Source organism: Isoptericola sp. MSGPD8_1_ISO-PGPR-S23-394 (genome assembly GCF_058072785.1).
Map to the genome: position 1 here is coordinate 1,460,513 of NZ_CM176517.1, position 15,032 is coordinate 1,475,544.

Below are 15,032 nucleotides of genomic sequence, written 5' to 3' on the forward strand. Positions count from 1 at the left end.
TCAGCCGATCGGCCAGACGAACCGCACCTTCACCGGCTTCTTGGTCACGGGCACGAAGCGGAGGCGGCCGGTGCGCGCCTCGTCGGCGGGCACCTTGAGCTTGACGCCGCGCCAGCGCGTCGTGGCGGACCGCGCGTCCACCGTCCCGAGGTACCGCTTGCCGACGTAGACCTTCATCCGGCCGGCACGCGGGCCGGTGCGGACCGAGACCCGGACGCCGCGCACGTCAGTGACCCGGTCGCTGGTGCGCGGCACACCGTTCCGCTTGCTGACGACGGCGAACGGGTGGGTCCCCGCACCGGAGTCCCGGACGATCGTCCGGTCGAGGTCGAAGTCCTCCAGCGGCGTCAACGGTGCGGACGTGCAGCGGCGCTTCGACCAGGCGCTGGTGTTGCCGGCGTGGTCGCGGGCGCGGACCCGCAAGCACACCTGCTCGCCGGGGCCGAGCACGATGCCGCGGTACCGGAGCCTGTCCGGGGAACGCCACGCGCGGCTGTGGGCTCGGTGCCAGCGGCTGTCGGGAGACTTGACCTGGACCTGGTAGCCGGTGACGCGCCGGTCGTCGCGCGCCGCTGTCCACGTGGCGCGGGGACGCCACTGCCGGACCCCGGCGAAGTCGGCCGGCTTCGGCGTGCGCCAGCGGTCGAGGGAGACCCGCGGGGTGGTCGGACGGCTGGTGTCCGCGGCGGTGGCCGCCGGGGCGGCGACCGTCAGTCCGGTCAGGGCCACGGCGAGGCTCAGCAGGGCGCCGAGGAGGCGGCGTCGGGTGTCTCCGGTCACGGCAGGTTGCTCCACGGCGTCAGGGAGGGGGGACGGCGGAACCCTAGCGTGCAGGACGTGGGCCGCACCACACCCTGAACGGCGGGCGGCGGTCATGTTTCCGTGCGGGGTCGGCTCGGCGTCAACCGACGACACGGGGCGGGGCCGTGGGTAGTGTCGACCACGTGACCGAATCGACCCCCCTGATCGCCACGCCGGAGCACTCCGTCGAGGGCTTCGTCCGCGAGTACCTGCGTGAGCTGAACTTCGCCCAGGGCACCGTGCTGCAGCGGGCGAGCGTCAACGACCAGTACCTCGCGCTGGCGCGCACCGTCCGGCACTACCTCATGGCCCGGTGGATCACGACGACCACCGACCACTACCGCCGCCAGCCGAAGGCGGTGGCCTACCTGTCGGCGGAGTTCCTGCTGGGCCGCCAGCTCGACAACGCGCTCGTGGCCGCCGACCTCGAGGCGATCGCCGCCGAGGCGCTCGCCTCGCTGGGCATCGACCTCGCCGACCTGCGCGAGGCGGAGGTGGAGCCCGGGCTCGGCAACGGCGGGCTCGGACGACTCGCCGCCTGCTTCATCGACTCGCTCGCGACGATGTCGGTGCCGGCGATCGGCTACGGCATCCGCTACGAGTACGGCATCTTCCGCCAGACGTTCGTCGACGGTCGCCAGGTCGAGAAGCCGGACGACTGGCTGGCGGCGGGCGCACCGTGGGAGTTCGCCCACCCGGAGCACGAGGTGACGGTGGGCTTCGGCGGGCACACGGAGCGCTACGTCGACGGCGAGGGCGACGACGCCGTCGAGCGCACCCGCTGGCTGCCCGGCTGGAAGGTGCTCGGCGTCCCCTACAACTACATGGTCCCGGGCTACCGGAACGGCATGGTCAACACCCTGCGGCTGTGGAGCTCGCGCGCGACCCACGCGTTCGACCTGAAGATCTTCAACCACGGCGACTACGCCGAGGCGGTCCGCTCGCGGACGTTCGCCGAGAACATCTCCAAGGTGCTCTATCCCGAGGACTCGACGCCGCAGGGCAAGGAGCTGCGCCTGCAGCAGCAGTACTTCTTCGTGGCCTGCTCGCTGCGGGACTTCATCGACCAGCTGCTGCCCGAGGGGTTCGACCTGCACCGGCTGCCGGAGCGGATCTGCTTCCAGCTCAACGACACCCACCCGGTCATCGCGGTGCCCGAGCTGATGCGCATCCTCGTCGACGAGAACGGCTTCGACTGGGACGAGGCGTGGGAGGTCACCCAGGGCTGCTTCGCCTACACCTGCCACACGCTGCTGCCGGAGGCCCTGGAGGTCTGGCCGGTCGAGCTGCTCGGGCGGCTGCTGCCACGCCACCTGGAGATCATCTACCGCATCAACGACGAGTTCCTGGCACGGGTGCGGGAGCACTCCGGCGACGACGAGCTGCTCGTGCGACGCATGTCGATCATCGCCGAGCATCCGGCGCGCAGCGTGCGCATGGCGCACCTCGCCACGGTGGCGGCGACGAAGGTCAACGGCGTCGCCGAGCTGCACTCCCAGCTCCTGCGGGACAAGGTGCTCGCGGACTTCGCCCGGATGTGGCCGGAGAAGTTCACGAACGTCACCAACGGAGTGACGCCACGCCGGTTCGTCCGGCTCGCCAACCCGAGGCTGTCCGAGCTGATCACCGAGGCGATCGGCGACGGCTGGGTGACCGACCTCGACCGGCTGCGCGAGCTCGAGCCGATGGCCGACGATCCCGAGTTCCGTCGGCGCTTCCGCGAGGTCAAGGCCGCGAACAAGGACCGGCTCGTGGACCTGCTCGCTCGCCGCGACGGGATCGAGGTCGACCCCGGCACCATGCTCGACGTCATGGTCAAGCGGCTGCACGAGTACAAGCGCCAGACGCTCAAGATCCTGCACGTGATCACGCTGTACGACCGCATCGTCTCGGGCGAGGTCGCCGCCGGGGACCTGGTGCCGCGCACGGTCGTCTTCGGCGCCAAGGCCGCTCCGGGGTACGCCATGGCGAAGGAGATCATCGCCCTGATCAACCACGTCGGGGCGGTGGTCGGTGCCCACCCCGAGGTGTCGAAGGTGCTGCGGGTCGCGTTCCCCGCGAACTACAACGTGACCGTCGCCGAGACGCTCATCCCGGCCGCCGACCTGTCCGAGCAGATCTCGCTGGCCGGCAAGGAGGCGTCCGGCACCGGCAACATGAAGTTCGCGCTCAACGGCGCGCTGACCGTGGGGACGGACGACGGCGCGAACGTCGAGATCCGCCAGCTCGTGGGGGACGACAACTTCTTCCTGTTCGGCCTCACCGAGCCCGAGGCCGCCGCGATGCAGGAGGCGGGCTACCGGCCGTCGTCGTACTACGAGTCCAACCCGTCGCTGCGTCGGGCGCTCGACCTCGTGGCGCACGGCGAGTTCTCCGGCGGCGACCGTTCGGTCTTCGAGCCGATCGTGTCGAACCTGCTGGGTGAGGACCGCTTCATGGTGCTGGCGGACTACCAGCCGTACCTGGACGCGCAGGAGCGGGTGGAGGCCGCGTACCGCGACCCCGACGCGTGGAGCCGGTCCGCGGTGCTCAACGTGGCGCGGTCCGGGTTCTTCTCCTCGGACCGCTCGATGCGCGACTACATGGACCGGGTGTGGCACGCCGAGGTGCTGCCGCCCGTCTGAGACGCGCGAGGCTGCCGTCGTCGGACGCCGAGGTGCCCCGGCGCCCGACGACGGGCCCTCCCCGTGTCAGGGACGGTGCCGGCGGTCGAGGTCCGGGCGGTGGTGTCGGGCACGCCCTGCTGCGCGCCTTCCTTCCCCCCGGACGGCAGCCCCGCCGACGGCGACGAGCGCCCGGCCGGAGTGCGGCGGTGCACCTCCGACGGCCCGGTCCGCGGCGGAGGCGGTGGGCGTGGCGTCGTCGGGCATGGGTGGCACGCTAACGCGACGCGGCGCGGTTCGCGCGCGGGAGAGCACGCGTGCGCGGGCCGGCGGGCCCTGATCGCTAGACTCGCACCGATGCCTGACTCTCCTGCCGTGCGCGTCGTGACCGACTCGACCGCCTGCCTCCCCGCCGCGGACGACGCGACGTACCCCGCGTTCTGGGAAGGCCCGGGCCACGGCCCGCTCGTCGTCCCGCTGCACGTCGTCACGGACGGCGGGTCGATGCGCGAGGGCGTCGAGGTCAGCCCCGAGGACGTGGCCGCCCGCATCGGAGCCGGCGAGGGCCTGACGACGTCCCAGCCCTCGATCACGGAGCTCGCCGACGCCTACCGGCAGCTCGTCGCGGACGGCGCGCGCTCCGTGGTCTCGGTCCACCTGTCCGCCGACCTGTCCGGCACGTTCGCCGCGGCGCAGCGGGCCGGGCAGCGGTCGATGGTCCCGGTGCGGGCCGTGGACTCGCGCACGGCGGCGATGGCCCTCGGCTTCGCGGCCGTGGAGGCGGCCCGGTGCGCCGCGGCCGGCTGCGACACCGACCACGTGGCCCGCCGCGCGGCGGACGTGGCCGCCTCGGCGGAGGCGGTCTTCCTCGTCGACTCCCTGGAGCACCTGCGTCGCGGCGGGCGGCTGACCGCTCCGGCGGCGGCGCTCGGGGCCGCGCTCGGCGTCCGGCCGATCCTGGGGCTCCGTGACGGGCGGGTCGAGCTCGTGCAGCGCGTGCGCACCCGCACCGCTGCGACGGCTCGTCTCGTGGAGATCGCCGTCGCCCGGGCGCGGGCCGCCACCCGTCCGGCCGTCGCGGTGCACCACCTGGGCGCCCCCGAGCGGGCCGCCGAGGTCGCGGCCGTGCTGGCGGAACGCCTCGGTGTGCTCCCCGTCGTCACCCCGGTCAGCGCGGTGCTGGGCGCGCACGTGGGGCCCGGTGCACTCGCGGTGATGGTCGTCGACCGAGGTGGGCACGTCCACGACCTCGAACCGGGCGGCCCCTGGTAGGACCGGCGTCCGAGGCCGTCCCCGGCCGCGAGCGTCCACAGGCGGAGGTCCGACGGCGTCCGGCGGGCCGCGCGCCTGCCTAGCCTCGCGCCGTGACCACCACCGACACCAGCTCCGGGCCCGAGGCCGCCGCTCGCCTGGCGGCGCTCCGTGCGGCCCTCGACGCCGCGGCCCCCGCACCAGCGCGACCGGTGGCGCCGGAGGTCCCCGGGGCCACCGTGGCCGGTGACGAGCCCGACCCGGAGCTCGTCGATCGCCTGCGTGCCCGGCGTTCGGCCGGGCACGTGGCCGCTGCGTACAGCGCCGCGCACGGGCACCCGGTCGGCGCCGACGACGGCGGCGCCCGGAGCCGCTGGGCCCTGTCCGGCCCCACCGCCGTCGTCGCCTGCCTCGCGCTCCTGGTCCTGGCGGTGGCCGTCCTGGGCGTGACGATCTGGTCGGACGGGGACGTCGAGGACCTGGGTGTCGCCGTCGGTCCACCGTCGGCCACGAGGGTGCCCGACGACGCCCCGGCCGGCGCGCCCGTCGCTCCGGGTGACGGCACGTCGGCCGACGACGGCGGCGGGGCGCCTGTCACGGACGACGTGCCCCGGGATGACGTGCCCGCGGACGACGAGGCGGCGGCCGAGGACGGTGCGGCACCGCGGTCCGCTGCGAGCGTCGTGGTCCACGTCGTCGGCGAGGTCGCCGACCCCGGGCTGGTCGACCTGCCGGCGGGCGCGCGGGTGGCCGACGCCGTCGCGGCGGCCGGGGGCGCGACGGGCGGCGCCGACCTGGCCGCGCTGAACCTGGCGCGCGCCGTCGTCGACGGCGAGCAGGTCGACGTCCCCGCGCCCGGGGACGATCCCCCGGTACAGGGCGCCCCCGCCCCCGCCGCTGACGCCGCCGGCGGTCCGGGCCGGCCGGACGGGCTCGTGCCCCTCAACACCGCGGACGTCACGGAGCTCACCGGGTTGCCGGGCGTCGGCCCGGTGATCGCCGAGCGGATCGTCGCCTGGCGCGAGGAGAACGGGCCGTTCACGCGCGTCGAGGAGCTCACCGAGGTCTCCGGGATCGGGCCCGCGCTGCTGGCCGACGTCCGTGACCTCGTCTCGTGGTGACCCGAGACCTGCGCCTCGCGCCGACGGCGCTCGCGGCCTGGGTCGCCGCGTGGCTGCTGACCCGCGACAGCCCCTCGGGCGGCGGCCGGGACGTCGTCGTCGCGCTCGTCGCCGGAGCCGTCGTCCTCCTGGCGCTCGTGCTGCTCCGGCGACGCGGACGGGCCGTCGCCGCCCACCTGCTGCTCGTCGCGGGCTGCGTGCTCGCCGTCAGCGCCTCGGTGCACGCGCAGAGTGCCGCCCGGGCCCCGCTGCCCGAGCTCGCCGTCGAGCAGGCCGTGGCGACCCTGCACGGGACGGTCGCCGCCGAGCCCCAGCCGGCAACCTTCGGCGGCGGGCACCGCTTCGTCCTGGCCGTCGACGAGGTCTGGGCACGGGGCAGCGGGTCGGCGGCCCGCGGGCACGTCGAGGTCACCGCCCCGGGAGCGCCCCCACGGTACGGGGCCCGGGTCGTCGTCGACGCCCGGCTGGGCCCGTCGGCCTTCGCGCCCGGGACGGTGGCCACCGCCTCCGCGACATCCGTGGCCACGACCGCACCGCCGGGAGCCGTCCTGCGCGCGACGTCGACGTTGCGCACGGCGCTGCTCGAGGTCACCGACGACCTGTCGCCGCAGGCCCGCGGGCTCGTCCCCGGAGCCGCCGTCGGGGACACGACCCGGTTGCCCGAGGACCTCGACGAGGCGATGCGGGTCACCGGCCTCACCCACGTCACGGCCGTCTCCGGCAGCCACTTCACGATCGTGGTCGCCGCGCTCACCGTGGCCTGCGTGGTGCTGCGGGTGCCGCGCGGGGCCCGCGTCGGCCTGCTCGTCGTCGGGGCGGTCGGGTTCGTGCTGCTCGTCCGCCCCGAGCCCAGCGTGCTGCGTGCCGCGTGGACCTGCGCCGTGGCGCTGCTCGCCCTGGCGCTCGGCAGGCCGTCGGCCGGTCCGCCGGCGCTCGCCGTGGCCTCCACGGTGCTGCTCGTCGCCGACCCCTGGATGTCGCGCTCCTTCGGGTTCGCGCTCTCCTGCGCCGCGACCGCGGGCATCATCCTGCTCACCGGACCGCTCGCTCGTCGCCTGGCCCCGTGGTGCGGCCGCACCGTCGGCTTCGCGGTCGCCGTGCCCCTGGCCGCCCAGGCCGCCTGCGGCCCCGTGCTCGTCCTGCTCGATCCCGCGCTGCCCCTCACCGCAGTGCCGGCCAACCTGCTGGCCGCGCCGGCCCTGGTGCCCGCCACGGTGCTGGGCCTCGTGGCCACGCTGCTCGCACCGTGGGCGCCGGCGGTCGCCGGGGCGGTCGCGTGGGTCGCCGGGGGAGCGACGGCCTGGATCGCCGCGGTCGCCCGGTTCTTCGCCGGCCTTCCCGGTGCGAGCGCCCCGTGGCCCGGTGGGGCCCTCGGTGCGCTGCTGCTCGCCGGCGCCTCGGCGGTGGCGCTCTGGGTACTGCTGCGCAGACCGCCGGCGCGCGGCTGGCACTGCTCGGTCGGAGACCTGGTGGCGGCGCTGCGTCGCCGGCTCCGCGGAGGTGAGCGTCCTCGCGCGCGCCGGTCCGGCGTTCTGTGGGCCGCGGCAGCGGTGCTGGCGGTCGTGGCCGCGGTGCTGGTCGTGCCGCGCTGGCCGGTCGTCGGCGCGGGCACGGCGGGGCTGCTCGACGACTGGCAGGTGGTCGCCTGTGACGTCGGCCAGGGCGACACCCTGGTGGTGCGCAGCGGACCGCGTGCCGCCGTCGTCGTCGACGTCGGGCCACCGGGCGACGCCGCCGCGCGGTGCCTGGGACGGCTCGGCGTCGAGCATGTCGACCTGCTGGTTCTCAGCCACTTCCATACCGACCACGTCGGGGGCCTCGACGCGGTGCTGGCTGGCCGGACGGTGCGTGCGGCCCTCGTCTCCCCCCTCGACGAGCCGGCTGCCCCGGCCGGACGAGCACGCGAGGCGCTGCACGACGCCGAGGTGCCGGTCAGCGTCGCCGTGCCCGGGCACCGGGGTGCCGCCGGCACGGTGACCTGGGAGGTGCTCGGGGCGGACTCCCGTGGCGGTGCGAACGACGCGAGCGTCGTCCCGGTGCTGCGGACGGCGAGCGGGATCGACGTGGTGGCGCTCGGCGACCTGGAGGAGGGGGGACAGGAGCGGTTGCTGGCGGGGCTGCGGGCCTCCGGGTTCCCCGACGGGCCGGTGGAGGTGGTGAAGATGGCGCACCACGGCTCGGCGTCGCAGTCGCGGGACCTGGCGGCGCACCTGCGACCCGAGGTCACGTTCGTGCCGGTCGGGGAGAACGACTACGGCCATCCCACCGACACCGCGCTGCGCCTCTACGAGGCCGTCGGATCACGCGTCGTGCGGACGGACGGGTGCGGGACGGCGGTGCTGGCCGTGCGGGACCGGGGCCTCGTGCTCGCCTGCGCGCGGCGGAGGCGGCGACGGGTCCGACGCGGTCCGGCGGACACCGGTGGCGTCGGCCGGGCCGACGCCACCGACGCGTCACGATGAACCGCCGGGGGAAACGGTCCACGTCCTCTCGGGCAGAGCGTCTCGATCGCTCGCCCGAACCGTTCCCATCGTGCGGGGTCGGAGGGTCTCAGCGCGTCTGTCGATCGACGTATTCTTCGAGGACCCATCGGGCGACCTGGACGCGTGAGCCCACACCCAGCTTCGTCCGGATGCGCTCCACGTGCGTGCGTGCCGTCCCGGGCGAGATCACCAGGCGTTCGGCGATCTGCGGGTTGGTGAGCCCCTCGGCGACGAGGCCTGCCACCTCCAGCTCCCGGGGCGTCAGCACGTCCGTGTGCCGCGGCCGGGCGGTCCGGCGGCCGAGCACGACCACCTCGGCGATGGACATCGACGGCTCCGCGTCGGAGCCGTCGGCGTCCGCGAGGTCCGGGGACCCCATGCGCCGCCGCATCTCGGCGGCCGCGTGCCGGCAGTCCTCGGCGTCCCGTGCGCGCCCCGTCGCCGCCAGGACGAGGGCGAGCTCGTCGACGAGCGGAGCCGCCTCGGCCAGGGCGTGGTAGGGCGCGAGGTCGTCGAGCCCCTGCAGCAGGAGCGTGGCCGCGATGGCGAAGTCGCCGCGGTGTCGCGCCACGACGCCCAGGTGCCCGCGGACCCGGCCCATGAGCCAGACCGGCGGGTGGACGGCGAAGACCTCGAGCGCCTCCTCCAGCAGCGGTGTCGCCGTGTCGTCCCGGCCCGCCGCGAGCTCGATCCCGCCCAGGTTGGCGCACCACAGCCCGTGCAGCTGGGGATCCGCCTGCGGGTCGTACATCTGGCGGATCTCCTGGTACGCCGCCCGGGCGTCGTCGAACCGGCCCTGGGACGCGGCGACGTCACCGGCTACCCCGAGCGCGAACGGGAGCCAGGCGCGGGGCCCGTTCTCCCGGATCCGACGCAGGGAGTCGTGGGCGTGCACCGCCGCCGCGTCGAGGAGCCCCAGGACGCGTTCTTGGTCGGCACGCATGTACTCGAGCACGGCCCGGTCAGGGCCGTCGAGAACCCCTAGGGCACCGATCGTGCGGTCCAGCCCGAACCGGATGCGGCCTGTGACGCGCCAGAACCGGATGGTGCTGGTCAGCAGCGCCACGAGGACGGGCGCGTCCCGGGTCGCGATCGCGCTGTCGATCGCCGCGACGACGTCGTCGTGGAGCACCTCGAGCTCGACGATCTGCTCCGGCGAGAAGTACCGCGCGCGGTGGCGGTGCGCGGTGACGCGCTCCAGGACGGCTCGACGGTGCGCGCCGGCGACCCGGGCGCGGGCGTCGTCGTCCAGCCCGGCGCGGGCGTGCTCGCGGACGACGGCGAGCATCCGGTAGCGGGCCGTGGCGCCCGAGGTGTCCACGAGCAGCAGCGAGTGGTCCACCAGCTCGTTCAGGGTCGCGGCGACGCGTGCCGACGCCGTGCTCGTCGACCCGACGGCGGCGGCCAGCGCGGCGTCGAACGACCCGACGAACGCGCCGAGCCGGTGGTACAGGTCGACGGCCGCGTCCGTGAGCAGCGCCAGGCTCCAGTCGAGGGAGGCCGTCATCGTGCGCTGGTGCGCCGTCCCGCCACGCATCGCCGGCAGCGTCAGTCCGTCCGCGAGCAGGTCGTCGAGCTCAGCGGGGGCCATGCCGCGAAGCTGGGTCGCGACGAGGACCAACGGCAGGGGGAGCCCGTCGAGGCGGCGGCAGACGGAGAGCAGGCGCGCGCCGTCGGGGCCGTCGGCGTCGAGACGGGCACCGAGGGCGTTCGCCCGCGCGGCGAGCAGCCGGACCGCCGCGCCCGGTTCCTCCCCGTCGGTCAGCGGCAGCGGACCGAGGCTCAGCAGTCGTTCGTCGGGCACGTCCAGGGGGCGACGGCTGGTGGCGATGATCGTCAGCTCGGGGCAGGTGGCGGCGACCACGCCGACGAGGTGCGCGGCGGCGTCGAGGACGTGCTCGCAGTTGTCGAGGACGAGCAGCGCCGGTCCGCGACGCAGCTCCGCGGTCAGGACGTCGTGCGGGTCGCCCAGCGACGAGCGCAGGCCGATCGCGTGGAGCACGTGGACGACGACGTCCTCGGGGTGGTCGACGGCGGTGAGGTCCACGAACCACCGTCGGCCGAACTGCCCGACGAGACGGTGGGCCACCTCGACGGCCAGGGACGTCTTGCCCGACCCCCCGACCCCGGTGATCGTGATGACCGAGTGGTTGGCCGCGTCGACGGCGTCCAGCACCTCGGTGGCCTCGGGTTCGCGGCCCACCAGCACCGTCCGCCGTGCGGCGAAGGAGAGATCGTCCGCCGGGGCGGTCCCGGTGGCCCCGGGCCGGGTGTCCCGGGTGCCGGGGAAGGGGCCGGCTCGGGCAGGCGGAAGGTCATGCCGTCACCCGGTGAGCAGGTCGTGGAGGATGTCGAACCGCTGGTCCCAGGTCCACGCGCCGCGCACCCAGGCGGGCCCGTCGGCACCCATGCGGCGGCGGCGTGCCGGGTCGGCGAGGAGCTCGACGAGTCGCCGGGCGACGTCGTCGGGGTCCGTGCCGTCGACGACGAAGCCGGTGTCACCGTCGCGGACCGCGTCGGGAGCGCCGCCGGAGCTACCGACCACGACGGGCAGCCCGGCTGCCTGCGCCTCCAGGTAGACGATCCCCAGTCCCTCGACCTCGAGGCCGCCGCGGCGGCTCCGCGAGGGCATGGCGAAGACGTCGGCGGCCGCGTAGAACGCGGGCATCGCGGTGTGGGGATGGCCGCCGGCGAGCACGACGCGGTCGGCCAGGTCGCGGTCCCGGACGAGGCGACGCAGACGCGGGCCGTCGGGGCCGTCGCCGACGATCAGCAGCCGGGCGTCGGGCACGTCCCGCAGGACTGCCGGCAGGGAGCGCACGAGGGTGTCCTGGCCCTTGCGCTCCACGAGCCGGGCCGCGCAGAGCACGACGGGGGCGTCGGGGGGGATCCCGTAGCGGGCGCGCACCTGGCGGCCGCCGGCAGGGTCGGTCCCGGCGAAGGTCTCGGGATCGACGCCGGGCGACAGGCGGACGGCGCGGGCAGCGGCGTCCGGGCCCACGGCCGCGGCGAGCGTCGCGACCGTGCGGTCTGAGAGGTAGGTGAGGTGGTCGACGTCGCGGGCGATGTGCCGCAGCGCGCGACGCGTGCCCGGCACGCGCGCCCACCAGAGCTCGTGCCCGTGGGTGGTGGCGACGATGCGGCGCACGTCGGTCCGGCGGCGCAGCGCCGGCGCCATCAGGCCCAGCGGCGCGGCCGCCCCGAACCACACGCTGTCGCACCCGTGCTCGTCGACGAGCCGCAGGACCTCGCGCGTGCGGGACGGGGTGGGCAGGAGCACGCGCGTGGCGGCGCGCACGACCGGGTAGGGCAGGGTGCGGTCGAAGACTTCCTGCCCGGGCGTGGAGGACGTGTGGACGACCACGTCGGCCGGGTCGAAGCGTGAGGTCATCGCGTGGACGAACGTCTCGATGCCGCCCTGGCGCGGAGGGAAGTCGTTGGTGACGACGAGGGTCCGGGGCACCGGATCAGGCTACCGGGACGTCGGCGGACGGGGGAGCGGCCGCGCGGTCCACGCCCGGCCAGGGGTTCACGTGACCTGCGTCACGCGCTAGGCTCGGTGTCGCCCGCATGATGGAAGCGCTCTCATCGAGGAGTCAGCGTGAGACCCAGACAGCAACGACGCCGTCCGGCCGTCGCCCTCGTCACGGCCTTGGCCCTGGTGGGAGCCGTCGTGCCGAGCACGGCACAGGCCGACGACGAGACCCCCAACCTCGTCAGCAACGGCGACTTCGCCCCCGGCGTGGGTGACCAGTGGTGGGGGATCACCGACAGCGACGTCACCGACGGCGAGCTCTGCCTCGACGTGCCCGAGGTCGAACGGTTCGGCAACTTCGTCGACCTCGACCTGATCGAGGGCGAGTCGTACGTGTTCGGCTTCACCGCCCGCGGCGACGCGGGCACCGGCGGCCTCGAGGGCAGGGTGCAGGTCGACGGCGCGAGCGGACCCGAGGGGTACGACGTCGCCGAGACGTTCGAGGTGGTGCCCGAGGCCCAGGATTACGAGTGGGGGTTCACCGCGGGTGGCGACGCCCAGCGGGTCCAGTTCGAGCTCTCCGGCGCCGACCCGGCCGGCACCGTCTGCCTGTCCTCGGTGTCCGTCCGACCGGTCGCCGAGGTCCTGGTCAACCCCACGTTCGACGGGCTCGACCCCTGGTGGACGACGCCGAACCTCGAGCTCGCGGAGGCTGACGGCCGGATGTGCGGCACCGTCCCGGCGGGCGGTGAGCAGTGGGACGTCATCCTCGGCCAGGGCGGCGTCGCGATCGAGGAGGGCAGGACCTACACCGTCACCGTGACGGCGAGCGGGAGCCCCGAGGCGTCCGCACGCGTGCTCGTCCCGCAGCCCGGGACGGACTGGCCGCCGCTGTACTTCGCGGACATCGCGCTGCGGGCCGACGGCCAGACCTTCACCGAGACGTTCGAGGCCGAGGCGGACGCCGACACCGAGATCCAGCTCCAGCTCGGTGGCAACGACGAGCCGTTCGACCTGTGCCTCGACGTGGTCTCCCTGACGACGGGCGGCACGGTCGAGGAGTTCGAGCACGAGACGGGTCCGCGCGTGCGGGTCAACCAGGTCGGCTACCTCCCGGACGGTCCCAAGAACGCGACGCTGGTCACCGACGCGACCGCCCCGGTCGCCTGGGAGCTGCTCGACGACGGTGGTGCCGTGGTCGCGTCCGGCGAGTCGGAGCCCGCCGGCTTCGACGATTCCGCCGGGCTCGACGTGCACACCATCGACTTCGGCCGGTTCACCGGGCAGGGCGCCGGGTTCCGGCTGGCCGCCGACGGCGAGGAGTCCTACCCGTTCGAGATCACGCCGTCGCTGTACGAGGGGCTGCGCACGGACGCTCTCGGCATCTACTACACCCAGCGCTCGGGCATCGCGATCGAGCCGGTCGAGGTCGACGGGGAGCTGCGCAAGACGGAGTACGTCCGTCCGGCCGGGCACGTGTCCGCGTTCGGTGGTGACGACGTCAACCAGGGAGACGTGAACGTCCCCTGCCTGCCGCCCACCGGCGCCGTCGACCACGACGGGAACCCGCAGCTCGGGGCGGACGCGCACTACGGCGTCGACGGCTGGGCGTGCCCCGACGGGTACACCGTCGACGCGTCCGGCGGCTGGTACGACGCCGGCGACCACGGCAAGTACGTCGTGAACTCGGGCATCACCGTCTACCAGCTGCTCTCGGCGTACGAGCGTTCGCGGCACGCGGGCGTCGTGCACGAGGGGGCGCTGGGTGACTCGACCCTGGTCGTCCCCGAGCGGGGTAACGGTGTGCCGGACGTGCTGGACGAGGTGCGCTGGAACCTCGACTGGATGCTGCAGATGCAGGTTGCCGACGGCGTCTCCATGACGATCGACGGTGAGGAGGTCGACGCCGGCGGGCTCGTCCACCACAAGGTGCACGACGTCGCCTGGACCGGCCTGAACACGTTGCCGCACGAGGACCCCATGCCGCGCTACGTGCACCGTCCGTCGACGGCGGCCACGCTGAACCTCGCCGCGGCGGCGGCGCAGGGCGCCCGCCTGTACGCCGAGCACGACGAGGCGTACGCCGACGAGCTGCTCGCCGCCGCCCGGCGGGCGTGGGACGCCGCAGCCGCCCACCCGGAGATCCTCGCGCCCAACACCAACGACCTCGACCCGAACCCGGGTGGCGGGCCGTACGACGACGACGAGCTGGGCGACGAGTGGTACTGGGCCGCTGCGCAGCTGTTCCTGACCACCGAGCAGGACCGGTTCGCGGACGTGGTGCTGGAGTCCGACTACCACGTCGGCGGTGCCGAGGGGGACATCTGGTCGCCCACGGGGTTCGACTGGGGGCGCACGGCGGTGGCCGGTCGTCTCGACCTGGCCACGGTGCCGAACCACCTGCCGGGCCGCGGCGACGTCATCGACTCGGTCGTCGAGGGCGCGGACCGCTACGTCGCGATCCAGCAGGGCCAGCCGTTCGGGCACCCGTACGGCCCGGACGGCTATGACTGGGGCTCGACCCACCAGGTCGTCAACAACGCGGTGGTCGTCGCCACGGCGTTCGACCTGACGGGCGAGGACGTGTACCGCGACGTGGCGCTGGAGTCGATCGACTACGTGCTCGGGCGCAACGCGATCAACAACTCGTACGTCACGGCGTACGGGACGCACTTCTCGCAGCACATGCACAGCCGCTGGTACGCCTCGGCGGACCGGCTGCCGCCGTTCCCCGACGGCAAGGTGGCGGGCGGTCCCAACTCGGGTATCCAGGACCCGGTGGCGCAGGCCAACCTGCAGGGCTGCGCACCGCAGGCGTGCTACATCGACGACGCCGACTCGTGGTCGACGAACGAGACGACCATCAACTGGAACGCCGCGCTCGCCTGGTACGCCTCGTGGGCCGCGGACATGGGAGACGGCAGCCCGGACTGGGAGCCGCCGACCCCCACCTGCGAGGTGTCGTACACACAGCACGGCACGTGGCCCGGCGGCGGGGCCAACACCCAGGTGTGGCTCACCAACCTCGGTCCGGGGGCGATCGAGGGCTGGGAGCTCACGTGGGAGCTCGACGGCGAGGAGTCGGTGACCCGGGCGTGGAGCGCCGACGTCACGCAGGACGGCTCGACGGCCACGGCCGCGAGCATGCCGTGGAACGGCCGGCTCGCGGACCCGGGGCAGCACCGGGGCAAGGGTGCCGCCCGAGCGACCTTCGGGTTCCTCAGCAGCGGTGCCGGCGGGAGCCTGCCCGGGGAGTTCCTCCTCGACGGCGTGCGCTGCGCCACGGACTGACCGGCCG

At 74.6% G+C, this 15,032-nt stretch carries 9 protein-coding genes; 5 read left to right on the plus strand and 4 right to left on the minus strand.

The annotated features are described in order from the left end of the window. Window positions 1-780: a glycoside hydrolase family 78 protein gene (locus AC3RJ8_RS06470; protein ID WP_489715089.1), complete on the minus strand. Its 780-nt coding sequence runs from the start codon at window positions 778-780 to the stop codon at window positions 1-3. Window positions 781-944: 164 nt separating this feature from the next. Between AC3RJ8_RS06470 and AC3RJ8_RS06475 the strand changes: the two genes are divergently transcribed. Continuing rightward, window positions 945-3,425, plus strand: a complete 2,481-nt coding sequence (locus AC3RJ8_RS06475; protein ID WP_489715090.1) for a glycogen/starch/alpha-glucan phosphorylase — start codon at window positions 945-947, stop codon at window positions 3,423-3,425. Window positions 3,426-3,491: 66 nt separating this feature from the next. On the opposite strand, the gene AC3RJ8_RS06480 is transcribed toward AC3RJ8_RS06475, so the two are convergent. Continuing rightward, window positions 3,492-3,671 carry a hypothetical protein gene (locus tag AC3RJ8_RS06480; RefSeq protein ID WP_489715091.1) on the minus strand — a complete coding sequence of 60 codons (180 nt, stop codon included), beginning with the start codon at window positions 3,669-3,671 and terminating at the stop codon, window positions 3,492-3,494. A gap of 90 nt (window positions 3,672-3,761) precedes the next feature. Here AC3RJ8_RS06480 and AC3RJ8_RS06485 point away from each other — a divergent pair, with 90 nt between their 5' ends. The 3 genes from AC3RJ8_RS06485 to AC3RJ8_RS06495 all read left to right on the plus strand — a co-directional run bounded on the left by AC3RJ8_RS06485 (window position 3,762) and on the right by AC3RJ8_RS06495 (window position 8,238). Then, window positions 3,762-4,676, plus strand: coding sequence for a DegV family protein (locus AC3RJ8_RS06485; protein WP_489715092.1), 915 nt, complete (start codon window positions 3,762-3,764; stop codon window positions 4,674-4,676). A gap of 92 nt (window positions 4,677-4,768) precedes the next feature. Further along, window positions 4,769-5,776: a ComEA family DNA-binding protein gene (locus AC3RJ8_RS06490; protein WP_489715093.1), complete on the plus strand. Its 1,008-nt coding sequence runs from the start codon at window positions 4,769-4,771 to the stop codon at window positions 5,774-5,776. Beyond that, window positions 5,773-8,238 carry a ComEC/Rec2 family competence protein gene (locus tag AC3RJ8_RS06495; protein WP_489715094.1) on the plus strand — a complete coding sequence of 822 codons (2,466 nt, stop codon included), beginning with the start codon at window positions 5,773-5,775 and terminating at the stop codon, window positions 8,236-8,238. The genes AC3RJ8_RS06490 and AC3RJ8_RS06495 overlap by 4 nt, the downstream gene beginning before the upstream one ends. Before the next feature lie 88 nt (window positions 8,239-8,326). On the opposite strand, the gene AC3RJ8_RS06500 is transcribed toward AC3RJ8_RS06495, so the two are convergent. Together AC3RJ8_RS06500 and AC3RJ8_RS06505 are read right to left on the minus strand one after the other, a co-directional pair. Further along, window positions 8,327-10,462, minus strand: coding sequence for a LuxR C-terminal-related transcriptional regulator (locus tag AC3RJ8_RS06500; protein WP_489715095.1), 2,136 nt, complete (start codon window positions 10,460-10,462; stop codon window positions 8,327-8,329). 120 nt (window positions 10,463-10,582) lie between these two features. Beyond that, a complete protein-coding gene (locus tag AC3RJ8_RS06505; RefSeq protein WP_489715096.1) occupies window positions 10,583-11,722 on the minus strand; it encodes a glycosyltransferase family 4 protein in 1,140 nt (379 codons plus the stop codon). A gap of 138 nt (window positions 11,723-11,860) precedes the next feature. Here AC3RJ8_RS06505 and AC3RJ8_RS06510 point away from each other — a divergent pair, with 138 nt between their 5' ends. Then, window positions 11,861-15,025: a glycoside hydrolase family 9 protein gene (locus tag AC3RJ8_RS06510; RefSeq protein WP_489715097.1), complete on the plus strand. Its 3,165-nt coding sequence runs from the start codon at window positions 11,861-11,863 to the stop codon at window positions 15,023-15,025. The last annotated feature ends 7 nt before the right edge of the window (window positions 15,026-15,032 follow it).